This window comes from Type-E symbiont of Plautia stali, from assembly GCF_059731115.1.
On sequence record NZ_AP035906.1, the window covers coordinates 3,655,204 to 3,680,698 of the forward strand.

Consider the following 25,495-nt stretch of genomic DNA (forward strand, 5'->3'; position numbering starts at 1 on the left):
TTCACAGCAAGATGTGCGCGATCTACATTGGCGGCAGTCCGGTTATCCAGTCAGCATTAAGGCGGCATAGCATACAATATTTCAGCAGGCGGGGAAATCGCGGGATGGAACCTGTGTACACCCTCGCCCTGCCGCTTTCCTGCAGGCGAGAAGAAGAGACTGCTCGAGCGAGGCTTTCATTCAGGGTTACAGCCTCGCCCATTTGCGGGAGAGGCTGGGGTGTGGGAAACGACACACGACTAACCCAATACGCGCACCACTGCCGCCTTAAAGATCTTCACCCCAATCTCCAGCGAACTCAGTTCAAAACGCATATCAGGATGATGCAGGCCCGGCACCAGATTGGTACCCAGCCCCCAGAAACCGGCTTTCACCTGCGGTCTTTTCACCGGGTAGTAGAAGAAGTCTTCACTGCCTGGCGTGGATTTGGTGTCGAGCAGCCCTTCTTCCCCCAGTACATCGACGATCGCTGCCCGGATCACTGCCGTGGCTTCCTCGTGGATTTCTGCGGCGGGCATCTCTTTCAGTACCACCACTTCAGCGCTCGCACCCAATGCAGCCACGCTGTGCTGAATCGCCTGCGTCACTTTCTGTTTCAGCACCTCCATCGGTGTGTTCTCCTGCGAACGCAGATCCCACACCACGCGCGCCTCATCCGGCACGGAGTTGGTGACGCCGGCATCACACAAGAAACGAGTAGCTTTCACGCTCCAGGTTAGCCCCGGTGCCAGGTGGATGCTGTTTACCGCCTGCACCGCTTGTACCGCAGCATCTAAAGCATTCACGCCCAAATGTGGGCGCGCGGCATGAGCAGGCACACCTTTAATAGTCGCTTCCAGCGTACTGCACGCCGAATAGAGCACGGCTGGCGTGGCTTGTCCGACATGGCACTCTTCCAGTGGACGCACATGGAAACCGAGGATCATCTCGACATCCTCCAGCGCACCGCCCTCAATCATCGATAACGCACCCGCACCGAGTTCTTCCGCAGGCTGGAACAGCAGCTTAAGCTTGCCGCGCTTGATCGCCCCCTCTTTCAGCAACTCCTGTGCCGCCGTCAGCACCACCGAAGAGTGCCCATCGTGGCCGCAGGTATGGCGTGCACAGGCGACGCCGTTAATGATGTGGCCGAGTGCATCCATATCTGCACGTAGCGCCAGTACCGGACCCGGCACGCCGCTGTCAATTTCCGCCACGATGCCGGTGGTGTGATTAATGCCGCGCGTCACGCTGATGCCAGCCTGCTCAAGCTGGTCGGCGATATAGGCGGAAGTTTTGAATTCTTCGAATCCCAGTTCCGGGATTTCATGCAGGTAATGGTAATGATCTAATACGTTCGACACCGCTAAGCTCCTGACAAGTAAAGGCTCATCACAGCATCCGCCGATGTACGGCTATAATCAATCCAGCGTGAATGAAAATGAGTCAAAACTGAGAACTCTTCGCATTCAATAAATGAAATAATTCCATTTATAATCAATAAGATAATTTCAACTTTTTGTCGAAAAAGCCTTCACAAAAAAGTATAGATTGATGCATAATTCACCGTACTTCACCTGACAAATTAAAAAGGACTCAGCCATGTTAACTGCTGAAATGACCTCTCGCCTGAACGATCAACTGAACCTCGAATTCTTCTCTGCCAACCTGTATTTGCAGATGAGCGCATGGTGCAGCGACAAAGGTTTTGAAGGTGCTGCCTCTTTCCTGAAGATGCATTCTCGCGAAGAGATGGAGCACATGCAGCGCCTGTTCGATTACGTTAGCGATGCCGGTTCTCTGCCGGTGCTGGGCAGCATTGCCGCCCCTGCCGTTAGCTGGAACTCACTGAATGACGTGCTGGAAGAAGCGCTGAAGCATGAGCAGCTGATCACGCAGCGCATCAACGACCTGGTACACACCGCGTTGATGTCTCAGGACTACTCCACCTTCAACTTCCTGCAATGGTATGTGGCTGAGCAGCACGAAGAAGAGAAGCTGTTCAAAACCGTACTGGATAAACTGGCGCTGGTGGGCAACAAAGGCGAAGGCTTGTTCCTGGTGGACAAAGACCTGGGGCGCATGAACGTCGAAGGCCACGGCCAGTCATAATAAAGACGACACACAGCTGAAAACACCACGCCCGGCAATGCCGGGCGTTTTTTTATGCTGAAATCGTACGCTTTGATGGCGACGAGCGTACAAACGATCAGGAACATAGACTCAACCAGGAGCGCATCAATGCGCCCCTGCGTTGTCGCATCGCCATACATGGCGACCGCTTACTCCAGCTCTTTCAGACGCAGTTCTGAAGGCTGCGGGCGGCCAAAGAAATAGCCCTGGAACAAGGTACAACCCTCTTCACGCAGCTTGGCGAATTGCTCGCTGCTCTCCACCCCTTCGGCGGTGATCTGAATATCCAGACTGCGGCTCATGCCGGTGATCGCCCGGATAATCGCCAACGCTTCGCGACTGTCACCCATATCGTTGATAAACGACTTGTCGATTTTGATCTTATCGAACGGGAAGGATCGCAGATAACTCAGCGATGAATAGCCGGTACCGAAATCATCCAGCGCAATCTGCACGCCAATCGCCTTCAGGCTTTGCAGGGTGCGGATATTGCCCAGCGTGTCATCCAGCAGTACCGATTCCGTGATCTCCACCTCGAGGCGATGCGGGGCCAGCCCGGATTCGCGCAACGCGCCTTCCACCACCGACACCAGCGAGCTGTTCTTAAACTGCAGCGGCGACAGGTTAACCGACACAGACTGCTCGGTGCCCCAACTCTGTGCCTCGCGGCAGGCTTCATACAGCGCATAAGCGCCCAGCATATGGATAAGCCCGGTCTCTTCGGCAATCGGGATAAAATCATTCGGCATGATCAAGCCCTTAACCGGATGGTGCCAGCGCATCAGCGCTTCATAACCAATGATTTCGTCCTCATTGGTGATCGGCTGATAGTAGAGTTTCAGCTGACGCCCGGTGATTGCCTCACGCAGATCGTTTTCAATCACGCGGCGACTGCGCGCCACATCATCCATTTCCATGGTGAAGTGTTCAAAGCGGTTGCGCCCGTTGCGTTTGGCTTCGTACAACGCCATATCCGCACAGCGCAGCATGTGCTCAGGCGTGTTGGTAACCTGTGACGTCAACGCAATGCCCACGCTCAACCCAACGGAAAGATTGTGCCCTTCAACATTAATAGGCGGACGGATCGCTTCGATCAGGCGCTGAGCCACCACCGCCGCTTCCTGCGCGTTATTGATATTCGGCAGCACGATAGCAAACTCATCGCCGCCAATACGCGCCAGCGTGTCATGGTCGCGCAGCGCACTGCGCAAGCGTTTTGCCACCACGCGCAGCAGATCGTCACCAATCTGATGGCCCAGCGCATCGTTAACGTTCTTAAAGTTATCGAGATCGAGACACAGCGTGGCGCTCAGCGCATGGTGTTGGTTATCCTGGCGCAGCGCTTCACTCAGCTTCTGCCGGAACAGAATACGGTTTGGCAGGCTGGTGAGGTTATCGTGGTGCGCCATGTGGTGAATACGCGCATCGGCTTCACGCTGATCGGTAACGTCCTCAACAATCAGCATCACGTAGTTCTGACGCATATCTTTGCCACTGATGGTGGTGGCGCGGGTATGCAGAATACGATCACCGCCTGCGGTCAGCAGCAGCTGTTCGCGTGAATGGATGCCTTCGCTGCGCAGCGCGATATCCGCCAGGCTATTGAAATAGTCGCTCAGCTCCGCCGACATACACTCGTGCGGACGCTTGTGCATAATCAAAGACTTACTGACACCAAACAGCTGCTCGGCTTTGTCATTGACCATTAAAATCTCGCGGCTGATGGCGTCTTCAACAATCACGCAAGACGGAATGTTAGCGATGATGGTGTCCAGGAAACCAGACAGCTCAGACATCTTAGCGCTCTGCGACTGCGCCAGATCCCGCGCGCGCAGCAGTTGCTGTTCATTCTCACGACGCTCGGTGACATCTCGCGTGATTTTGGCGAAGCCGATCATCTTGCCATCTTCATTGTGGATAGCATCGATCACCACATGCGCCCAGAACGCCGAGCCATCTTTACGATAGCGCCAGCCTTCATCTTCGAAGCGACCGGTTTTCAGCGCGATACCCAGGTTGGCTTCCGGCGTGTTGGCGATGCGCTCCTGAGAACCGTAAAACACTGAAAAATGCTGGCCGACAATCTCCTCGGAAAGATAGCCTTTGGCACGCTGTGCCCCGGCGTTCCAGTTCACTACACGGCCCTGCAGATCCAGCATATAGATAGCGTAATCGGTCACACCTTCCACCAGCAGTCGGAAGGTTTTCTCGTACTCCTGCTGTTTGCGCTGCAGCTCACGCTGCTCGGTGCAGTCACGGGTGATTTTGGCGTAGCCAATCAGCTTGCCCGCATCATCACGAATCGCATCAATGATCACATGTGCCCAGAACGCGCTGCCATCTTTGCGATAGCGCCAGCCTTCATCCTCAAAGCGCCCGGTTTTGAAAGCGGTGCTGAGGTTTTTCTCTGGGATATGATTTTTGCGGTCCTGCGCACTGTAGAAGCGTGAGAAGTTCTGACCAACAATCTCTTCGGCCACGTAACCTTTGGCACGCTGCGCGCCGGCATTCCAGTTTTCGACGTTACCGTCGAGATCAAGCATGTAGATGGCGTAGTCCGTTACGCCTTCAACTAATAAACGGAAACGTTGCTCCTGTTCCTGCTGTTTGCGCTGCTGTTCTTGCTGAACCGTGCAGTCGCGGGTGATTTTGGCAAAGCCCAGCAGTTCGCCGAAGTCGTCGCGAATCGCATCTATCACTACATGTGCCCAGAAGGCGCTGCCATCTTTACGATAACGCCAGCCTTCGGTTTCGAAGCGCCCCACCGCTGTCGCTATTGAAAGCCCGCGCTGCGGCGCACCGTTTTTACGATCTTCTTCGCTGTAGAACAGCGCAAAATTTTTGCCGACGATTTCGTCCGGCGTATAACCTTTGGCGCGTTGCGCTCCTGCATTCCAGTTGGCGACAGTGCCATCGGGTTTGAGCATGTAAATGGCATAATCCACCACGCTCTGCACCAGCAGCCGGTACATGACGTCAGAGTTATTATTCATTGTTGTTCGCCTATTGCTGGCCTGGTATTAATTGCTTCTTAAGAAAAATCTTAATTACCGTGGAGACTTAAACGCAAAAGCGCAGCGCTGACAAGCGTTAATCGTCCACAGACAAAAGTTGGTAGTCAGGTTATCGGCAATGGCGAAAAAACATTCAGCGGGATACTCAATATATTCTGCTACGTTGACGCTGCTCCTGGGGAAAACGCGGACTATCCAGATGGCATTGCAGGGGGAGATGCGCTTGCCAGCATAATGGCGCGCGTGTCGCTAAAATCGGGCACTCTGCCGCCGCAATAAAGGCCGGGATCACGCGCTGGGCAGCGGTTTTCTCAATTAACCACAGTTGATCGTCGAGCGGCGGATGGACGTTCCAGGGTAGCCAGCGTGCCTGCTGATCGGCCAGTAAGCTGGCTGCGCGCGTGCCGGGCGCAACGTGACTGCTGAAGATCAGGTTAAAGCCTGGCTGAGCACTGAGCTGCGCGGCTAAGCCGCTGTCGGCCACCGCATCGGCCGCCACAATGACATCTGCAGGCCGCCATTGTTCCGGCTGCGGCTGTTTCAACAAGCGCACCAATCCCAGCGCCGTGGTGGCGGGCAGTTTGTCCATCGCCAGCAGTTGCGCGACCTCACTGCGAATTTGCGGGCAGAGCTGAACCGCCAGCCCCCGTGCGGTGAGCTGTAAAGCCACTTCCGGACCGCGTCCGTGTTCCGGCACGGCAATCACCGCGCCGTGGGTGGCGGCCATCCCCAGTGCATCCATCTGATCGCACAAACGCTGCGTGCGATCGCCGTAGGACGCATCAGTGATCAACAGCTTAGCCTGCGGCGGGCAGTCAAACGGCAACAGCAGCGCTTCGCGGCTCCAGTCGCCCATATAGGTGATGCCACCGGCAATCGGCAGATGGAACCATACCGAACCCGGTGAATGGCCGCTGCGGCCGGTAAACAGATTTAACGGGCCAATGGCCGTTTGCCCGCGTAGCGGTAACAAACGTCGCGCATACATCGGCACCGCGACGTTAGCCAACTGCAACCAGGTTTGCTCGGTGGCGTACACCGGCGGTGAGCCGATTTGCGCCCAGCAGTCGAGCGAGGCGGCGTGATCAATGTGCGAGTGGGTCAAACACAACGCATCAACCCGGCCAATGGCGCGGATATCCGGGCGCACGCCGGGTTGCGGACCGGCGCCGAGATCCCACAGCAGGCGATAGCCTTCCATCTCAACCAAAAAGGCCGCGGGCAGCTTGCCGCCCACACCGCTGATAACCGTTAAGCTTGCCATGGTAAAACCCCTTGCGGCAGGCGCCGCGCCAGCCGCGTTGCCAATCCCATCAGCAAACACACGACCAGAATCATTAGGCAGCCTACCGCGGCCGCCAGCGAGGCGGAGCCCCCTTCGTCGAGGAACACGATGGTGGGTCCGATGGTTTGGGTTTGCGAGGTGACCAGCAATACCGAAACCTGGATTTCATTCAGTGCGGTGAGGAACACCAGCACCGTGCCCGCCAGCGCAGAAGGCGCAGCCAGCGGCAGTAAAATATCGCGCATGCGGCGCATAAAGCTGGCACCGCACAAGCGTGCCGCCTCATCCAGCGCCGGTTCCAGTTGCGCGAAGCCTGCCAGGGTCGGGCGCAGCACCAGCGCAAGGAAGTTCGCCAGATACGCGGCGAGGATGATCCACACCGTGCCATACAGCGACACATTGATTATCGGCAGCGGCCGCAGAAAGAACAGCATCGCCGCCACGCCAGTGACAATGCCCGGCAAGGCATAGGTGAGTTCACTGGCCAGCCACAGGCCGCGCACCAGTTTGGTCCGTCGCCAGCTGAGGAAATACGCCAGGAACAGCGCGGTGGACGTCAAAATCATCGCCGCCAGCGTGGTTAGCCCGAGGCTGGTCATAAAGGCGTGGCGCACCGCTGGGTAGCCCCATAGCGCGCTGCGGAAGTTCTCCAGGGTCAGCGTTTGCCAGGTGAGTGCCTGACCATATCCGCTGGTGAGTGCAGTGATCAGCAGCGCACTGACCGGCAGCAGCAGCGTCAGCACCATCCACAGCCAGGCGGTACCTTCAATCGCCATGCGCCCGCGCCCTAGCGTTTGCTGCCACAGGCGCGGCGCACCGTTGACGCGCACATCATGGCGCCCACCGAGCCAGGCGCTGGCCGCCATACCCGCCAACGTGATCACGGCAATCAGCAGCGCGTAAACGGCGGTATTGGGTAAGGCACTCGGACCAATGCCGTTGAGCTGCTGATAGACCAGCGTGATCAGTGTCGGCACGCGGGCGGGAATACCCAGCATCGCCTGAATACCGAAGTTACCGGCAGCGGCGACAAAGGTCAGCGCGGCCCCGGCAAAGATCGCCGGACGCGCCAGCGGCAGAATGATGGTGAACAGCACGCGCATCCTGGAGGCGCCGCTGATCTGCGCCGCTTCGACTAAATCGGCCGGTAAGCGACGTAAACCCGCGCGCACGGTGAGAAACACCAGTGGCGCGTTGTGTGTACCGAGCAGCAGCACGATGCCGCTCAGCGAATAGAGTGGCTGTTCGCCGGGCGCAAACCACGGCAAGCCGAGCGAACCAAACAGCAGCGCTAACGGGCTGGACGGTGCCAGCGCCTGCAGCCACGCCAGCGCCGTGACCTGCGGCGGAATCATTAGCGGCAGGATAAAGGCAAACACCCAGGCGGTTTTGGCGCGCAAATCGCTCAGCGCCACCAGCCAGGCAGCGGCGGTGCCGAGCAGCACCGAAATCAGGGTCGAGCTAAAAGCGATGAGCAACGTATTGCCACTGGCAATCAGCACGCGGTCGCTGGCTATCAGGCGCGTTAACCGAGCCATATCCGGCACGCCCTGAGGGGCAATCGCCGTCCACACCAGTCGCAGCAGCGGCGCTACCGACAGCAAGCCAATCAGCAGCACCATCAGTGCCAGGATCAGCTTTTCGCTGTTGAGACGCCAGCGTTGACCGCCACGCGCCGCGTTACGCCATTCGTTGCTCACCACGCTCATGCTTAGCCGCCAAACATTGCGGTGAACTGATCGCGCACCGTGGCATCTTCCTTGATGGCTTTCGCCACATCAGGGGTCAGCAGTTTGATTTTGTTGATTGGCGTAAAGCCGGCTGGCGCAGAAACACGATCGTCCACCGGACGGTTACCCTGCTCGACCACCAGCTTCTGGCCTTGCTCAGACAGCATAAAGTTCACGAAAGCTTTGGCGGCGGGCAGGTTGTGCACCGACTTCATGATCGCTACCGGCTCCGTCACGTAAGAGACGCCCTCTTTCGGGTACACCAGATCCACCGGTGAGCCTTTTTTCTTCGCCAGAATCACGTCCGCGTCCGTGATGATGCCGTACTTATCCAGTCCGCTGGCCACCGCTTTCAGCGCGGGGCCATTGCCGCCCTGCGGAGCCACACCAATCGCTGCCAGCTTCTTGTAGAAGTTCCAGCCGATGGTTGGCGTGTTGATATCGGTGTGCAGCTTGTACAGCGCCGCACCAGAGTAGAGCGGGCTTGGCATGGCGATCTGACCTTTATTGGCCTCTACCGCCAGCGCGTTCCAGCTGTCAATCGGCTGTGCGTGCTGGGTGTTATAAGCAATCACCGTGGCGATGATTTTGGTGCCAAAGAAGGTTTTGTCTTTGTCGTAGAACGACGGATTGATGTGGCTCAGTGGCGCATCTTTGTAGCTGTAGAGCTGGTTCTGATTCTTCAACGCGCCAAGGTTGATGGCATCGGCAATCAGCAGCACATCTGGCTTAGCGCCACCGCTCATCATCTCGGTCTGCAATACGTTCATCAGCTGTGTGGTGCCGTTACGCGTCCACTCCACTTCGACTTTCGGGTACGCGGCTTTGAACGCGTCCACGGTTTGCTGCGCGATTTCCGGCGCCTGCGAGGTGTAGATCACCAGCTTACCCGACGGCGCCTCTTCAGCGTGGCTGGCGGCGGCGAACACTAATCCACTGGCTAACATCAAAGCGTTAAAAGTCGTGCGCATAGCAATTTCCCTAAGGTTTGAACGTTATGAAGGAAGAATCCAACCGTCGCGCAGCGCCACACCAAGGGTCGCGTCAACAACGGGTAAAGCGGCATCGGCCAGATGCAGCGTGATGCTGTGGTCTGGTGCCTCGATGGGTGCAACATCAATCTGGTGATGGCTGCCGCGATAGATCACTCGCTGCACGCGTGCCGCAAACTGCGGTTCACCCGGCTCAGCGAGACGGAAATCTATAGCGTGAAAACTGGCTTTGCCGTGAGGCATCGGGCGTTGGTCTGGTGCGCAGCGCAAGGTGGCACGCAGGCCGCACAGCGTGGCAAGTGCTTTGCCCTCGCTGGTCGGTTCGATATCGCTAACCGGCAGCACTTTGCCGTCATCGATAAATCCCGCCACCATCTCATTCGCCGGTTCACGCCACAGGGTTTGCGGCGTGGCGAACTGCATCACGCGGCCGCCGTCCATCACGACAATGCGGTCGGCCAGCGCCATCGCTTCATGCTGATCGTGGGTGATGTAGAGCAAGGTGGCGTGGCTGTGGCGATGGAAGCGTCGAAACTCCTCTTCCATGGTGGCGCGCAGATGCACATCGAGGTTGGCCAGCGGTTCGTCGAGCAGCACCAGCGTCGGTTTAGCGACCAGACAGCGGGCTAACGCCACACGCTGACGCTGTCCACCGGAAAGATCGGCGGGACGGCGCGAGGCAAAGTTTTCTAATCCCACCAGTTCCAGCGCCTGCTGCGTGCGGCTGTCACGCTCATGGCGCGGCACGCCGTTGACTTTCAGGCTGTAGGCGACGTTTTCCGCCACCGTCATATGTGGCCACAGCGCATAGCTCTGGAACACCACGCCGAGCTGGCGATCTTCTGGTGGCAGGTGCACGCCAGGCGCAGCAAAGCAGCGTTCGCCGACGTGGATTTCACCGGCATCAGCGGTTTCGAAGCCCGCCAGCAGACGTAATAAGGTGGTTTTGCCGCAGCCCGAAGGGCCAAGAACGGCGATGAACTCTCCCTGCGCAATCTGCAGCGAGATATCCTGAAGTACCGGCTGGGCAGCAAAGGCTTTGCTTAACCCGCGAAGTGTGATCGTTGCCATGTTTCTGGCCTTTATCTGACAGTCCGGCTAAGACCCTACGACAATCAGATGACGATCCCGTGACATCGATTTGACGTTTCCGTGCTCAAACAAAACGGGAGGCCCGAAAGCCTCCCTGCTGATTATTCGACGCTTTCAGCCTGCAGATGCATGCCGATATAGCGCTCATAGCGTGATGGCTTCACGCGTGACAGATCCACCAGCACCAGCCCGTCGATACAGTTGTTGAAATCGGGATCGCTGCCGAAATCGATGAACTGCACACCGCCAGGCTCACACACTTCCGAGTACTGCTTGTAGAGCGTGGGAATCGCGGTGCCGAGGTTCGCCAGCAGATGCTTCAGACGACGCAAGTCTTCCGCATAGTTATCACCGGTAAACTGCGCCAACACCTCCGGCAGCGAGGCCGGATAAGGACGGCGCGATTTTGCCAGCGGCAATTCAGTCGGGAAGTACATGCGGTAGAACGCCACCAGCAGATCGCGCGCCGCCAGCGGCATACCGCCGGAGATCGACACCGGACCGAACAGGTAACGGGTCTCCGGGTATTTGGCGATATAGGCACCAATGCCCATCCACAGATAATCCAGGCCGCGTTTGCCCCAGTAGGCGGGCTGGATAAAGCTGCGACCCAGCTCCAGGCCCTGATTGATGATCGGCAACATGCGCTCGTCGTAGTGGAACAGGCTATCGCTGTAGATGCCTTCCAGGCCACGACGCTCCAGCTGCTCGGCACCCGGAATAAAGCGATAAGCGCCCACAATCTCCAGCGCATCGTCATCCCACAGAATCAGGTGATAGTAATCGTCATCGTATTTATCGAGGTCACGGCGGCGACCGCTGCCCTCGCCCACCGCGCGGAAGGCGATTTCACGCAGGCGTCCGAGTTCACGCAGCAGCGGCACCCAGGTCGCGCCGTTACGACGCCACAGGTAAATCTGTTTGCCATCCGGCAGCGAGCCGAGACGCTCACTCTCCATCAGCGCTTTTTTCAGTTCGGCACGATCTTCCGGGCGCGCAATCGCCGCTTCAGTCTGGAACAGACCACGACGGCCCTGACCAATGCGATATAAGTGCTTGCGCAGCCGTTTCGCCAGCTCTTTGCCCGGCGTGTGGCCATCGTGCCAGTTGGCAAACGGGATCTGCTCGCCAATGTGCAGCTTGATGCGCGATCCACGCTGGCGGAACATCTCGCGCACCAGCATCAGCAGCGCCAGCGGTGAGGCGATTTTGGCGGCGGCATAGAACGCAAGGCTATTACGTCCGACGACGTGTGCCGGAACAATCGGCGCACGAGCACGGGCGGCCAGGCGCAGGAAGCTGTGATGCCAGCGGTTATCGCGCACACCACGGCTCGAAAGGCGCGACACTTCACCCGCCGGGAAGATAATCAGTGCGCCCTGATTGTCGAGATGCTGCTGCATGCGCGTCAGCTGTTCGCGACTGGTGCGGTTGCCCATGTTATCCACCGGCAACATCAGATTGTTGATCGGCTCCAGCATCATCAGCATGCGGTTTGCCACGATTTTCACATCACGACGCACCTGAGACACGGCCGCCAGCAGCGCCAGTCCGTCCAGCGCACCGAGCGGATGGTTGGCGACAATCACCACCGGACCGCTGGTCGGGATCTGCTCCAAATCGCGTTCACTTAATTCACAGCGCACATCCAGGTGCTCCAGTACTTGCTCGACCATATCCACCCCTTTCAGGTGGCGATAACGGTCAGCAAAAGATTGGAATTCATGTTCGCGAACCGCCCATTTCAACAGGCTTTTTTGCCAGTTCGCGGGGTGATGGCCTGGCCAGTAAGTATCGAGAAGCTGATCAACAGAAAACATCATTCACCTTTTGTGCGCAGAGGTTTATGGCACCGAAGTTAAACAGGCTTGTTTTCAGATTTATGACCAGTGAGAAAGCGAAACGGAAATAACGGGGGGAAACGCTGGGCGTTAGCCTGTAATGGCGCCGCTAGCGAACCGTACAGAGGATTGTCGAGCCAGCGAGCGGCAGAAGCCGCCCCTGAAAACACAACCACTTATCGATGGTGTGGCACCGCCCGATTCATCGTGCGTGAGCGGTTAAAGTTTTAACGGCGGCAATTGTGAGAACACACTCAACAATCCTTTACTCCACAGCTGACGAATCTGCGAAAAGTAAGGGTGCTGTTCGGTAATATGATGCTGTTCGTTATCTTTAAAGCTGTCGGTGTGATACACCATCACATCCAGCGGCAGGCCCACCGAAATATTACTCGCCAGCGTCGAGTCCATGGAAATCAGCGCACACTGCATCGCCTGGCTGAGCGGGGTTTCATAACGCAATACGCGATCAATAATCGGCTTGCCGTACTTGCTTTCACCAATCTGGAAATAAGGCGTATCCACACTGGCTTCAATGAAGTTGCCCTGCGGATAGATCTGGAACAGGCGCGGCTCTTCGCCACGAATCTGTCCCCCTAATAGCAGCGTGCCACCAAACTCTTCGCCATCACGTTTGATCACTTCACGCAGGGTTTCTCCCACCAGCAGCGCAATGTCATACAGCGAGCGCCCATTCAGCAGATTGGGCTGATCGCTGTCGTGGTTATTACGCCGTAGCAAACTCATCACGCTTTGCGTGGTCGCCAGATTACCGGCGCTTTGCAGCACCAGCGTGCGTTCATCATCCACCTGAAACACGTGTAATTTACGGAACGAGGAAATATGATCGACGCCCGCGTTGGTGCGTGAATCCGATACAAAAATCATCCCTGACGATAAACGCATTGCCACACAATAAGTCATAGTCACGCCTGCAAAAAAATATCACTGCTGCGCATGCACCTGCTGCACCGCGGCCATCGCCAGCATATCCTCACCGCCGCCACCCAGCCGCATACCGCGCACCGGACAAGCATCGAGATAATCCACACCCACCGCCAGACGTAAATGCTGGCGCGTACTGCGCGTATTGTTGGTGATATCAAAGCTGTGCCAACTGCCATCCAGCCAGGCTTCAACCCAGGCGTGAGTAGCAACGTGTTCTACATTGTCCGTATAAAGATAGCCGCTGACATAGCGCGCCGGGATCCCGAGACTGCGACAACAAGCCAGAAACACATGGCTGTGATCCTGGCAAACGCCGCTGCCCGCCGCAAATACTTTCGCTGCGGTATCACTCACCTGGGTGCTGCCAGGCTGGTACGGCATTTTTAACAGCAGCTCATCCATCAGTTTTTCCAGGCTGGCGAGCGGTTTTTCCGCGTGCCAGTAGCGCTGTGCGAAATCGCGTATCGCCGCATCGGGCAAGGTTAATGGCGTGGCACGCAGAAACACCAATGGCGAAAGGATCGATTCAGGGTCGGGGGAATACTCCCCTTCATCCAGAATTTCCACCACCCCGCGCGCGGCAATCTCAAGTTGCTGATGTGGCGTATCCAGCGTCAGCACATGCAACACGTTGCCGTAAGCATCCAGGGTGCGCGTGGCTTCACACGGCAGATCAAGATCCCATGACAGGATTTGCTGGTGCACCGAGTTTTGCGGCGTCAGGCGCAGATACTGGGTGCTGAGTTTGACCTGATGCTCATAGGCATACCAGGTTTTGTGCTCGATGTTCAGTCTCATTTCGCCTCCAGATAAGTCTGATTGATGCTTTCTGCCAGCGCATTGGTCTGCGAGAGAAAGTGATTAAGCCAGCTGTACAACCCGTCACGCGTCAGACTCTCCCAGGTGCTGAAGCGCATTTCGGCCAACAGCACCGTCACCAGATAGCGTGGACGATCCTCACCGCTGCTGCCGATCTGTTCCAGCTGGTTGGCGATCTCCTCAATGCAGGAGTGCAGCGAACGCGGGCTTTCGTTACGCAGGATCAGCATCTCATTCACCAGATCCGGCATCAGCTGCTGCTTAAAGATCGCGTTATAGGCTTCACGCGCCGACACCGCACGCAGCAAGGTATCGAGGCAGTAGTATTCCCGCACCGAATCGGGGTTTTGCTCCAGCAGTTGCTGGTTGACGCTCAACAAACGCGCGGTACCGTCGCTGCGCTCCATCAGCGTGCCGATACGGATAAAACACATCGCATCGCCGCGCAGCAAGGTGCCGAACATCGCGCCACGAAACAGGTGAGAACGCTCTTTAACCCAGTCAAAAAAGCTGTCAGCGTTGGCGCTGGTGATGCCGCGTCGCCGCATGTTACGCATCTCAATCCACGTCGAGTTGATGCTCTCCCACACTTCAGACGACAGACTGCCGCGCACCGCGTGCGCATTGTTCCACGCCTCCTGCCAGCAGCTAAAAATGCTGCTGGGGTTACGATCATCAAGAGCGAAAAAGTTAAACAGCTGCGGCATGGTGAAACGCCCGTTGAGGGTTTCAAACAGCTGGCGCGTGCCGGTGAGATTGAGCGGCAACAGCAGCTCATCGGTTTGGCTGTTACGCACCGGCATCAGCGAAAGCCGGTTGGTGACATCCAGCACCCGGGCAAGTTGTTCTGCGCGCTCCAGATAGCGCGCCATCCAATAGAGGCCACTGGCCGTGCGGCTTAGCATGATGCGTCATCCTCCAGAACCCAGGTGTCCTTGGTGCCACCGCCCTGCGATGAGTTCACCACCAGCGAACCTTCGGTCAGCGCCACGCGGGTTAAGCCACCCGGCACTAAACGAATATCCGCACCGCATAAGGCAAAGGGACGCAAATCGATATGGCGCGGCGCCAGACCGTTATCGATAAACGTCGGACAGGTGGAGAGCGAGAGCGTGTCCTGCGCGATGTAGTTTTCCGGGCGTGTTCTTAGGCGATCGCGGAAATCACTCAGCTCCTGCTGGCTGGCCACCGGACCAATCAACATGCCGTAACCGCCGGCGCCGTGTACCTCTTTCACCACCATTTTGCTGAGATTGGCAAGGACGTAAGTCAGATCCTGCGGCTTACGGCACTGCCAGGTCGGCACGTTATTGAGGATCGGATCTTCATCCAGATAGAAGCGGATCATGTCGGGCACGTAGGGATAGATCGATTTGTCATCGGCCACGCCGGTGCCAATGGCATTGGCCAACACCACGTTACCGGATCGATACACCGACAGCAGGCCCGGCACGCCGAGCATCGAATCGGGACGGAACGCCAGCGGATCGAGGAACGCATCATCGACGCGCCGATAGATCACATCGACTTTGCACGGCCCGGCAGTGGTGCGCATCATTACCGCGCCGTCTTTGACAAACAGATCGGCACTTTCCACCAGCTCCACGCCCATCTGCTGCGCGAGGAAGCTGTGCTCGAAGTAGGCGCTGTTAAAGCGGCCCGGCGTCAGCACCACCACCACCGGATCGTTGACCGGTGAGCTTTCGCGCAGGGTTTGCAGCAGGTGTGAAGGATAGCGTTCTACCGGGGCAATATGCTGCTCGACGAACAGTTCCGGGTAGAGGCGCATCATCATCTTGCGGTTCTCCAGCATATAGGAGACGCCGGACGGTGTGCGCAGGTTGTCCTCGAGGACGTAATATTCGCCGTCGTTATTCCGCACCATATCGACGCCGGTGATATGCGCATAGATGTTGCGATGCAGATCAACGCCTTGCATGCAGGGCTGATACTGATCGTTGATCAATACCTGCTCGGCCGGCACGATCCCCGCCTTGAGGATGTGCTGTTGATGGTAGATGTCATGCAGGAAGGCATTCAGGGTTTGTACGCGCTGGCGGATGCCGCGATCGAGCATCGCCCATTCACCCGCCGGAATAATACGCGGCACGCTGTCAAACGGGATGAGCCGTTCAGCGCCGCCATCGTCACCATAGACATTAAAGGTGATGCCCACACGATGAAACAACAGTTCCGCTTCTTCGCGCTTACGCGCCACGGCCTCTTTGTCCGCCTGTTGTAACCACTCCCAGTAATGCTGATAGTGCGCACGGTGTTCGCCGTTGCTCAATAACATCTCATCATAGAAGTGTGACGCTATCTGGTAGCTTTCTTTCATGATTTACCCGGCGCTTGTCAGAGGACCTGGATCCTCTCCTGCACAAAGTGTGCCAGAGGCTCACGCCCCAAACGGCACACGCGCCCCGATAGCGGAGCAGCGCCGAATAACACTCAGATTGCACCTTACTGGTGCATTAACTGCTGCGCAATTGGCAGCCAGATATCCGTCATCGCTCCATCGCCCCCCGTGAAAGGATCGCGATGCGGTAAAGGTACGCGCGCGATCTGATCTTTCGCCGCGCGTAAACGAGAAGGTTCATCACGCACGGTTTCCGGGGACATTCCTTCAGGATAGGCGCCAACGGCGAAAAAATCGTCTGAGGCGAACACCTGTTTATGGCCGACACCGGCGGGGATCAGCACCGCATCCCCCTCACGTAGCGTCACCATGCGGCCGCTATCGCCGCCAAACAGCACTTCCGCCCAGCCCGACGCCACGCCTAGCACTTCATGGGTGTTGGGATGGTAATGGGTATAAGGGAAGATCGGCGCGCGCCATGCGGCAGGCCAACCGTTGTCGGTGAAGGTTTTTTCAAACCAGGCTGCGCTGTCGCTTTGCAGCTCTTCATCATAGTCAGGCGCAATGCCGGGCCAGATGATCAGCGGCAGTAGGTTGTTCGGGACGCCGCCCGAGGGCACCGACAGCATCAGATGCTGCGGGTTATTCGATGAACCTGCTGAAAAGGTACCGGCGGCGAAAGACATCAGTAACAGCAGGCTGGAAGTGTTGGCAGTCATACTCTTTCTCCGGGAAGCCATGTTGCTTAATTGTGGCAAAGCCCGAGGGCATTGCAATGTGCGCCCACCAACAAAATTCACATAAAAGAAGGATTTACCTTACTAAAGCCAAATTACCTGGCAACATATTTAACATTTTGTGGCGCCGGAAAAGCGGCTAATAAACTGTTATAAAAAAACACCCGGGATCTGTGTCTGATTCACTTCACTGTTATGTGATTAACTGGCAGGCAGTAACATTCAGAGGTGAACTATGGAAGCGATCAAACAAATTCTGCTCGATGAAATCGCCACGCTTAACCGTGAAGGCCAGCGCGATAATCTGCCACGCTTTAGCTTTTCATTCCTCAAAACCCATCCGGGGCTCTGGGCGATCATGTATCTGTGTTACGCGCTGTGCGTGGCGCTGATCTTCTCCACCGAGATGCTTGGCTGGCCCGCGTTCTGGTTCGCTACCGCCTTTGTATTGGTGATGAGCTTCCTGATGCTGATGGATATCAACCCGAAATACCGTTTTGAGGATATCGACACGCTGGATCTGCGCGTCTGCTACAACGGTGAATGGTATTACGTGCAGCCGGTGTCTCAGCAGGCGCTGGATAAGATCGTGGAAAATCCCGGCACGCCTGACCGCGTGCGCAGCGGCATCGATCGCCTGATGAAGCAGAAAGGCGAAGTGGATTTTTATGATGTTTATTACCTGACATGGGGCAATAAACAGGCGGCAACTATCTGATGAATATCGCCTTGCACAAGATGCAAGACAGCACAGGCTACAAAAATCTGACGCGATATTGTTAGATTGCCCTGCAGGTACAACCGGCACATCGGTGACAATTCAGACTGACCATATTGGTAATCCTTTGTGGTCAGTCGTCTCAGGGGCCAACATTTTGCGACAGAGCCGTTAAGCCGACTCCAGCTGAGCAATCAATTTCCCTAACGTCTCCACCGCCGCCTCGGCGCGCGCATCCCACGGCCAGGCGGTGTTGAAGCGGAAACAGTGGCTGAACCCTTCACTGCCCGAGAACAGCTGACCGGGCGCGATACTGATGCCCTCTTTTAACGCCAGATGATACAGCTGCGTGGTGTTGATCTGCTGCGGCAGCGCAATCCACAAGAAATAGCCGCCTGGCGTATCACTGATCTGCGCGTCAACAGGCAGCACACGACGTAAAGCCTGCTGCGCCAGCTGCTTACGTTTTGCCAGCGTCTGGCGCAACTTCTTTAAGTGCGTGTCGTAACTACGGGTGCTGAGGAAGTCGGCTAATGCCAGCTGCATCGGCGCGCTGGTGGAGAGCGTGCTCATGAGCTGAATACGCTGTACGCGCTGAGCATAGCGCCCGGCAGCCACCCAACCGACGCGAAATCCCGCTACCAGATTCTTGGAAAAACTGCCGCAGTGCAGCACATTCCCCTCGCGATCAAAAGCTTTGGCAGGCAAAGGCTTGTCGTGGCCGCTGTAGAGATCGCTGTAAACGTCATCCTCAATCATCGCGACCTGGTAGCGCGACAGCAGAGTGACCAACTGTTGTTTTCGTTCAGCGCTCAGGGTAAAGCCCAGCGGGTTTTGTCGGTTAGTCATCAGCCAGCAGGCTTTGACCGGCCAGCGTTGCAATGCCTGCTCCAGCTCGTCGAGATCGATGCCCTGCTCAACATCGCTGGCGATGGCTATCGCATTCAGTTTCAGCCGCTCAATCACCTGCAAGGCGCCGTAGAAAGAAGGATTTTCAATCACCACCCAATCACCGGGTTCGGTCACCGCTTGCAGGCTGAGGTTGAGCGCTTCCATCGCGCCGTTGGTGATGACGATATCGTCCGGCGACAAGGTGATGCCCTGCTGGGCATAACGTTGCGCCAGAATTTTACGCAGCGCTTCGTTGCCGGGCGGCAGGTTATTTAAGGCATCACTGGGTTTCAGATTGTGCGAGACCTTGACCAGCGAGCGCATTAACTGACGCTGCGGAAAGAGTTCGGGATCGGGAAAGGCAGAGCCAAACGGCATGATGCCAGGGTCACGCGTGGCTTGCAGCACATCAAACACGAAACTGTTGGTGTCCGCCTGCTCGGTTTTGGCAATCGCCTGTGTCGGCAGACGCGGGCGGCTTTCGCCAGCTCGTGGCGCAACGTAGTATCCGGATTGCGGTTTTGACAGGATCCAGCCCTGACTTTCCAGCACTTCATAAGCGTGCATCACCGTCATCAGGCTAAGGCCGCTCTGTTCAGCCTGCTGACGTAATGACGGCAACTTTTCACCCGGCGGCCAGATGCGCGCTTCGATCTGCGTCCGAAGCTGATCGACCAACTGCTGATATTTCGCCACCCTGGCTCCGATGTTGGAAATGAGTGCGGCCATTTTCACTATCATGGCCCTATCCCGCAAGCGTAATAGTGGATTGTTGGGCCGGGAATGTTACTTAGACATTCACGCTAAACCGCGCTGATGAAGCTCCCTTCTCCTGCTAAATGGAAAGGGGAGCGTCAGACAGGGAATCACACTTAGCCGCGCAGAGGACGACCCTCTTCCTGCGTGAGAATGAGGGCCATCACCGCACAAATACCCTTACGGCAACTGCACCAGTTGCTGCTCGTTTTCGACAAAATTCGGCAGTTCATGGATGCGTTCTGGCGGCACTGGTTTGCCCAGTAAATAACCCTGCAAGGTATCGCAACCCAGGCCGGTGAGGAACGCTTGTTGATCCTGCGTTTCCACCCCTTCCGCCACCACTTTGAGATCCAGTGACTGCGCCAGTGCCACAATGGCGGAAACGATGGTGGCATCTTCCGATTTTGCCTGCAGTTCATTGACGAACGCGCGGTCGATCTTCAACTCACTGGCGGGCAAACGTTTGAGATAAAGCAGGCTGGAGTAACCGGTGCCGAAATCATCGATCGAGGCTTTCACGCCCATATCCGTCAGTTGCGTCATGATACGCACACTCTCTTCCGGATCACGCATCGCCGTGGTTTCCGTCACTTCCAGCGTCAGCAATTCGGCCGGGATCTGATGCTTCGCCAGCGCCTGCGTCACGGTTTCCACCAGGTTGCTCTGCTCAAACTGCAGCGCGGAGAGATTCACCGCGACCGACCAGTGTGGATGGCCCTGCAGATGCCAGCAGTGCAATTGACGGCAGGCTTCGTTAATCACCCAGTTACCGATGTTGATGATCATGCCGGTCTTCTCGGCAATCGGCAGGAATTTGTCCGGTGCCAGCAAACCGCGTGTCGGATGCTCCCAACGTAACAGGGCTTCAAAGCCGAGAATCGGGCCGCTCGGCGCACAGTATTTTGGCTGATAGAACAGACGTAACTCTTCGTTATCCAGCGCTTGCCACAGATCGTTATTCAGCTGTAGCTGCGACTGCGCGAGGGTATTCATCGACGGCTGGAAGAAGTTGTAGCCGTTACGACCATTGTTTTTGGTGTGATACATCGCCGCATCGGCGTTAAACATCAGCTCGCGATCATCTTGACCGTCGCCGGGATAGACCGCGATGCCGATACTCAGTGACACCACCAGCTCATAGCGTGAAATATCAAACGGGCGATCGACCGCTTTCACCAATGCATCCGCTACCGCTGCGGCGTCATTGGGCTCATCGATTTCGATCAGCAGCACGAACTCGTCACCGCCCATACGTGCCAGCGTGTAGTGCCCTTTCATCTGGCCGATCATGCGCTCGGCCACGGCAATCAGCAGGTTGTCACCCACATGGTGACCAAAGGCGTCATTGACCGCTTTGAAGCCATCCAAGTCCATGAACATCAGCGCAAACTGCGACTTCTCGCGATTGGCTTTGTTGATCGATTGCTCCAGACGATCTTCCAGCAAAATACGGTTTGGCAGGCGCGTCAGGTTATCGTGCAGAGCCAGTTGCGCCAGCTCGCGGTTGGCTTCCGCCAGCGAGTGCGCAAGGATGGAGGTGCGCGCTTGCAGGCGTGCATCCAGCATCGAAACCAGCAACGTAATGCCGAGGATCGCCAGCGTCACCACGGTGACCACAATCGCCAGCCAGTTGCTGTTAACGCCCATGTGCGTGGCATGACTCATCATCGGGAAGCTGGCCGCGGCCATACCGGTGTAGTGCATACCAGCAATGGCGCAGCCCATTACCACCGAAGCACCGAGACGCAGAATGTTCACGCGACCATGTCCTTCGCGCAGGTTAAAGGCCAGCCACAGGGCCGCCCCCGATGCCACCAGCGCAATCACCACTGAAGCGGCGACCCAGCCCCAATTCCAGACGATGCCCGGCGCAAACATCAGCGCGGCCATGCCCATGTAGTGCATGGCGACCACGCCGGAACCGAGCACCAAAGCCCCGCCCGTTAAGCGCCGCCAGGATAAATCATGCGATGAGCACACCAGCCACAAGGCAAAAATTGATGCCAGGATTGCCACTGCCATCGACGTCGCCGTCAGCAGCGGATCGTAGCTCATCACCATATCCAGGCTCATCGACAGCATGCCGATGAAATGCATCGCCCAGACGCCTACGCCCATTGCGAATCCACCGCCTAATAACCAAACCAGCGCCACCTTGCCAGTTGAAGAAGCCACGCGTCCCGCCATATCCAGCGCGGTAAACGAGGCCAGCATCGCCACCAGAATGGAAACGATGACAGTAAACGAATCGTACGAAGTCACTAACATAGTGATTTCCCAAGTTAAAGCCGTTATCAATCAGCTGTGGTGTTATGAAAAAAAGTCAAGGCTATAGGTTTTATTGTGTGTTTTATCGGCAGTAACACTGCCGATTTGAGTCTTTGAACGATGAAACCTTCCGATGCGGAAGAAAATAAAAATGATTTATCAGGCGTTGGTTAAGGGCAGCGGGTGCTCAGCAAACAGCGGCGGTGCATTAAACACAGCGGTAAATTCACCGATACGCTCCGCCGGTGTTGGCTTGCCCAGCAGATAGCCCTGCAGCGTGTCAAAACCGAGCCCGGTCAGCAGACGCTGCTGTTCCTCGGTTTCTACCCCTTCGGCCACCATGCGCAGATTGAGACTTTGTGCCAGTGTCAGCATCGCGCTCACGACGGTGGCGTCCTCGCTGTCGGCACGCAGGCTGTTAATAAAGGCGCGGTCGATTTTCAGTTCGGTGGCTTCCAGATGTTTCAGATGCAGTAAATTGGCATAGCCGATACCGAAGTTATCGATCGCCACTTTCACGCCGAGTTGATGCAATTCTGCAATGCGTTGCTGGCTGAACTGCGGGTCGCGCATCGCGATATTCTCGGTAATCTCCAGCATCAGCGCCCCCTCCGGCAGCTGATAGCGCAGCAGTGCATGACGCAAGCTGTCGATGAGATCGCGCTGATGGAATTGCAACGCCGAAAGGTTAACTGACACGCTCCAGTCGCGGTTGCCTTCATCGTGCCACTGTTTTAACTGACGGCACGCTTCGTTGATCACCCAATTGCCCAGCGCCACGATTTGCCCGGTTTTCTCCGCACGCGGCAGGAACATATCCGGCATCAGTAATCCGCGACGCGGATGTTGCCAGCGCAGCAGCGCTTCAAAGCCCATGAGCACCGTGCCGCCTGCGCGGAATTTTGGCTGATAAAACAGGCACATTTCCTGGTATTCCAGCGCATTCCACAAGTCATTCGCCAGCGCCAGCTGATGCTGTGCCACGGCGCTCATCATCGGTTCAAACAGACACCAGCCGTTTCGGCCGCTGTGTTTGGTGTGATACATGGCGGAGTCGGCGTTGAACATCATCTCCTGCTGGCTACGACCGTGCTGCGGGAACACCACGATGCCGATACTCAACGACACCCGCAGTGAATAACGATCCAGTTCAAACGGCGCATCAATCGCATTCACCAGCTGCTGCGCCAGCGCCGAGGCTTGCAAATCATTGTATTGTGGACACAGCAGCACAAACTCATCGCCACCCAGTCGCGCCAGCAGCACGCCCTCGCCCAGCTGCACGCGCAGACGTTCGGCGACCGCGATAAGCAGGCGATCGCCCACGTGATGGCCCCAGGTATCGTTGACGGCTTTGAAGCCGTCGAGATCCATAAACATCAGTGCAAAGCTTTCATCCTGTAAGGTGGCTTGCTTGATCTGTGCCGTCAGCTGCTGCTCCAATAACACGCGGTTAGGGAGCGAGGTGAGATTGTCATGCATCGCCAGTTGGCGCAGTTCGCTATTGGCACGCTTGAGCTTGGCCGCCAGACGCGCGGCGCGCAGCTGGGCATCCAGCATGGAAACTAACAGCGTGAGACCAAGAATGGACAGCGTGATAATGGTCACCCACACCGCCAGTCCATCCTCACTGATGCCATGATGCTGCTGCATGGTGCTCGGCATGCTGTACCCCGCCGCCGCCATGCCGGTGTAGTGCATCCCGGCGATGGCAATGCCCATCACCAGCGCGGCACAGACACGCATAATCCACACGCTCTCGCCCTGGCGCAGATGAAACGCCAGCCACAGTGCCGCCCCCGAGGCGGCATAGGCAATCACCACGGAGAGCGCGACCAATGGCATGTCCCAGCGAATCGCCGGTTCAATCATCAGGGCATTCATGCCGATGTAATGCATCGCCACCACGCCGCTGCCGAGTATCAGGGTGCCACTTATCAGCCTACGCGGGGTCAGATGGCTGCCCTGAACACCCTGGGCGAAGGCGAAGATGGCAGCGAGGATCGCCACCAGCAGGGAAACCGTGGTGAGGGTAATGTCATAACGCATGGTCATCGGCATCATCATCGCCAGCATGCCAATGAAGTGCATCGCCCAGATGCCAATGCCCATCGCGGTGCCACCGCCAATCAGCCACATTTTCGCCAGGCAGCCGCGTGAAACCGCGACGCGTCCGGCCGTATCCAGTGCGGTAAACGCAGCAATGAAGGCCACGATCAATGAAACCGTGACCAGAACGCTATCCCAGGTAACCAGCAGCATGTGCGCTCCTAAACTCAGCCCGCTGCGGAGCAGGTGCTGTATCGTCAAAAAAGTTCAAAGAGTTCGAGAACATTGATTAAGGGTGAGTAATGACCGCACGCAGTGAGGCAGAGGAAGGAGCCGATCCAGATAATTCTGGAAACACCGCGCTATGTTTTTTGTTTTTCATCGTCTGTCGCAGTCAGAAAAATTAATAATATCTGATTAATGCACGAACATAGCATTGAACGGTTAATCGCGGTAGAGGGTTAAATCACTCGCTGTTTAGTTTTTTTAATCTGTTGTCACCCCTTGCGATTACTGAGTTATCGGCGAAAAGTGTGAATTGATTAATGAAAAATCTAAGCGCAACGTCCCAAGTGTTGATTTGCTGATCTATAGTAAAGAAAACTGATATAAATCATTAACCCACCATCTAAGAATATTCCTAGATGTCGGGCACTTACGCGGTTAAGCCGATCGTGGCTCTTGTTTGAATTCGGATTCGTTTACATAAATGAATCACCAGGTGAAAAAGCAATGACCTTGGATAATCAGTAAGGAATGATTATGAAACTCAAGCTTTTTCTTTTGGCGTCCAGCCTGAGCGTAGTGCTCGCCCCTACCGCGGCTTTTGCCGCCACCACAACGGGAACCATTAATGCGACCCTGACCCTGACCACCGGTTGTCTGGTGAATGGTCAGTCTGCCACCACAGGCGTCAACTTCGGTACCCTGAACTTTGGTAGCAGCGCCGCAACCTTCGATACCCTGAACGCCACGCTGGTCGGCGCATCGGGCAACGGTATTTATGTTCGCTGCACCACCGGCCAGACTTTCAACGTGCAGGTCACCAGCAGTAATGCTGCACCGGCGACCATTTACGGCACCGTCAGCGGCCAGCCGCGCTATCTGATTCTCGGCTCCAACAATACCCAGGGCATTGCCTATACCCTGTATAGCGATGCGGCGTTTACCACCGCTATCGCCAATAACACCAACATTGCCGCCAGCGGCACCACAGATCCGACCTTAGGCACCAACTATGCCATTTACGGTCGTGTGGTGGGGGGCGGATTTAACCCATTGATCCCGGCAGGTACTTACACCGATACCATTAACGTTGCGGTGAACTACTGAGGTCAGTAGTGGAGTAATCAGGGTGGCCGTGGTGCAGCGTTGGGCGCACAGTGCAGGCGGCCTCGCCCTGCTGATAGGGAGCGTCTCTGCCTGGGGGTTGCCAACCGCAAACTTTCAGGTTTCTGCGTCAGTAGTGGCAGGCTGTGTTGTCTCCGGTACCAATACCGGGGTCTTTGGCACGCTTAATTTCGGTACGCAATCTGGCGTGTCGTCCAGCAGCGTGAGCGCCAGCTATGTGCAAAGCACCACCATCACCCTTGCCTGCACGCCAGGCACTGCCGTCAGCATGAGCATTAATGGCGGCGCCAACTACACCTCCACTCGCAATCTCAAGATCTCGGGCAATACCAATACCGTGCCCTATTACCTCTATACCAATGTTGCACATACCACGGCGATTCCGGTGAACAGCGCCGTGGCGCTGAGTTACAGCAACGCCAATAACATTACTTTGCCGATTTATGGCCTGTTAACGTTGCCCGGCCCCACGCGCGCCGGCACTTATACCGACACCTTAACCGTTACGCTTAGCTGGTGACGGAAGTGATA

The 25,495-nt window shown here is 56.6% G+C and carries 19 protein-coding genes; 4 read left to right on the top strand and 15 right to left on the bottom strand.

Annotated features, from left to right (window positions below; all coding sequences use genetic code 11):
- Nucleotides 1-239 precede the first annotated feature (239 nt).
- The gene (locus tag AC6I8L_RS16745) at nt 240-1,343 is read right to left on the bottom strand and encodes a M20 peptidase aminoacylase family protein (RefSeq protein WP_058959204.1); all 1,104 of its coding nucleotides are present in this window, start codon (nt 1,341-1,343) and stop codon (nt 240-242) included.
- A 238-nt stretch (nt 1,344-1,581) separates the two neighbouring features.
- Between AC6I8L_RS16745 and ftnA the strand changes: the two genes are divergently transcribed.
- Nucleotides 1,582-2,091, top strand: coding sequence for a non-heme ferritin (gene ftnA, locus AC6I8L_RS16750; RefSeq protein WP_038644750.1), 510 nt, complete (start codon nt 1,582-1,584; stop codon nt 2,089-2,091).
- A 170-nt stretch (nt 2,092-2,261) separates the two neighbouring features.
- Here the strand turns inward: ftnA and AC6I8L_RS16755 are convergent, their stop codons facing one another.
- The 11 genes from AC6I8L_RS16755 to AC6I8L_RS16805 form a co-directional block, all read right to left on the bottom strand.
- Entirely contained in the window at nt 2,262-5,105 is a 2,844-nt protein-coding gene (locus tag AC6I8L_RS16755; protein ID WP_479399585.1) for a sensor domain-containing protein, read from the bottom strand.
- Nucleotides 5,106-5,271: 166 nt separating this feature from the next.
- Nucleotides 5,272-6,390, bottom strand: coding sequence for an MBL fold metallo-hydrolase (locus AC6I8L_RS16760; protein WP_082678149.1), 1,119 nt, complete (start codon nt 6,388-6,390; stop codon nt 5,272-5,274).
- On the bottom strand, nt 6,378-8,120 hold the full coding sequence (locus tag AC6I8L_RS16765; protein ID WP_058961910.1) for an ABC transporter permease: 1,743 nt from the start codon (nt 8,118-8,120) through the stop codon (nt 6,378-6,380). The genes AC6I8L_RS16760 and AC6I8L_RS16765 overlap by 13 nt, the downstream gene beginning before the upstream one ends.
- Nucleotides 8,121-8,122: 2 nt before the next feature.
- Nucleotides 8,123-9,112, bottom strand: coding sequence for an ABC transporter substrate-binding protein (locus tag AC6I8L_RS16770; protein ID WP_058961911.1), 990 nt, complete (start codon nt 9,110-9,112; stop codon nt 8,123-8,125).
- A 24-nt stretch (nt 9,113-9,136) separates the two neighbouring features.
- Complete coding sequence (locus AC6I8L_RS16775) at nt 9,137-10,204, bottom strand: ABC transporter ATP-binding protein (RefSeq protein WP_058961912.1); 1,068 nt, start codon at nt 10,202-10,204, stop codon at nt 9,137-9,139.
- Between the two features lie 122 nt (nt 10,205-10,326).
- On the bottom strand, nt 10,327-12,045 hold the full coding sequence (gene olsF / locus AC6I8L_RS16780; RefSeq protein ID WP_034828463.1) for a bifunctional ornithine lipid synthase OlsF: 1,719 nt from the start codon (nt 12,043-12,045) through the stop codon (nt 10,327-10,329).
- Nucleotides 12,046-12,285: 240 nt separating this feature from the next.
- Nucleotides 12,286-12,990 carry a proteasome-type protease gene (locus AC6I8L_RS16785; RefSeq protein ID WP_038644739.1) on the bottom strand — a complete coding sequence of 235 codons (705 nt, stop codon included), beginning with the start codon at nt 12,988-12,990 and terminating at the stop codon, nt 12,286-12,288.
- A gap of 21 nt (nt 12,991-13,011) precedes the next feature.
- A complete protein-coding gene (locus AC6I8L_RS16790; RefSeq protein WP_034828459.1) occupies nt 13,012-13,812 on the bottom strand; it encodes a transglutaminase family protein in 801 nt (266 codons plus the stop codon).
- A complete protein-coding gene (locus tag AC6I8L_RS16795; RefSeq protein ID WP_038644735.1) occupies nt 13,809-14,738 on the bottom strand; it encodes an alpha-E domain-containing protein in 930 nt (309 codons plus the stop codon). The genes AC6I8L_RS16790 and AC6I8L_RS16795 overlap by 4 nt, the downstream gene beginning before the upstream one ends.
- Nucleotides 14,732-16,171, bottom strand: coding sequence for a circularly permuted type 2 ATP-grasp protein (locus tag AC6I8L_RS16800; protein ID WP_058961913.1), 1,440 nt, complete (start codon nt 16,169-16,171; stop codon nt 14,732-14,734). The genes AC6I8L_RS16795 and AC6I8L_RS16800 overlap by 7 nt, the downstream gene beginning before the upstream one ends.
- 125 nt (nt 16,172-16,296) lie before the next feature.
- Entirely contained in the window at nt 16,297-16,911 is a 615-nt protein-coding gene (locus tag AC6I8L_RS16805; protein WP_058961914.1) for a cupin domain-containing protein, read from the bottom strand.
- A 253-nt stretch (nt 16,912-17,164) separates the two neighbouring features.
- On the opposite strand from AC6I8L_RS16805, the gene AC6I8L_RS16810 reads away from it, so the two are divergent.
- Complete coding sequence (locus AC6I8L_RS16810) at nt 17,165-17,647, top strand: YlaC family protein (RefSeq protein ID WP_034828452.1); 483 nt, start codon at nt 17,165-17,167, stop codon at nt 17,645-17,647.
- A gap of 171 nt (nt 17,648-17,818) precedes the next feature.
- On the opposite strand, the gene AC6I8L_RS16815 is transcribed toward AC6I8L_RS16810, so the two are convergent.
- The 3 genes from AC6I8L_RS16815 to AC6I8L_RS16825 all read right to left on the bottom strand — a co-directional run bounded on the left by AC6I8L_RS16815 (nt 17,819) and on the right by AC6I8L_RS16825 (nt 23,827).
- Entirely contained in the window at nt 17,819-19,234 is a 1,416-nt protein-coding gene (locus AC6I8L_RS16815; protein WP_058961943.1) for an aminotransferase-like domain-containing protein, read from the bottom strand.
- 240 nt (nt 19,235-19,474) lie between these two features.
- Nucleotides 19,475-21,565 carry a putative bifunctional diguanylate cyclase/phosphodiesterase gene (locus AC6I8L_RS16820; protein ID WP_058961915.1) on the bottom strand — a complete coding sequence of 697 codons (2,091 nt, stop codon included), beginning with the start codon at nt 21,563-21,565 and terminating at the stop codon, nt 19,475-19,477.
- Nucleotides 21,566-21,724: 159 nt separating this feature from the next.
- Complete coding sequence (locus tag AC6I8L_RS16825) at nt 21,725-23,827, bottom strand: putative bifunctional diguanylate cyclase/phosphodiesterase (protein WP_058961916.1); 2,103 nt, start codon at nt 23,825-23,827, stop codon at nt 21,725-21,727.
- A gap of 549 nt (nt 23,828-24,376) precedes the next feature.
- On the opposite strand from AC6I8L_RS16825, the gene AC6I8L_RS16830 reads away from it, so the two are divergent.
- Both AC6I8L_RS16830 and AC6I8L_RS16835 read left to right on the top strand, forming a co-directional pair.
- Nucleotides 24,377-24,946, top strand: coding sequence for a spore coat protein U domain-containing protein (locus tag AC6I8L_RS16830; RefSeq protein WP_034828445.1), 570 nt, complete (start codon nt 24,377-24,379; stop codon nt 24,944-24,946).
- 22 nt (nt 24,947-24,968) lie between these two features.
- Complete coding sequence (locus tag AC6I8L_RS16835) at nt 24,969-25,484, top strand: Csu type fimbrial protein (protein WP_058961917.1); 516 nt, start codon at nt 24,969-24,971, stop codon at nt 25,482-25,484.
- Nucleotides 25,485-25,495: the final 11 nt, after the last annotated feature.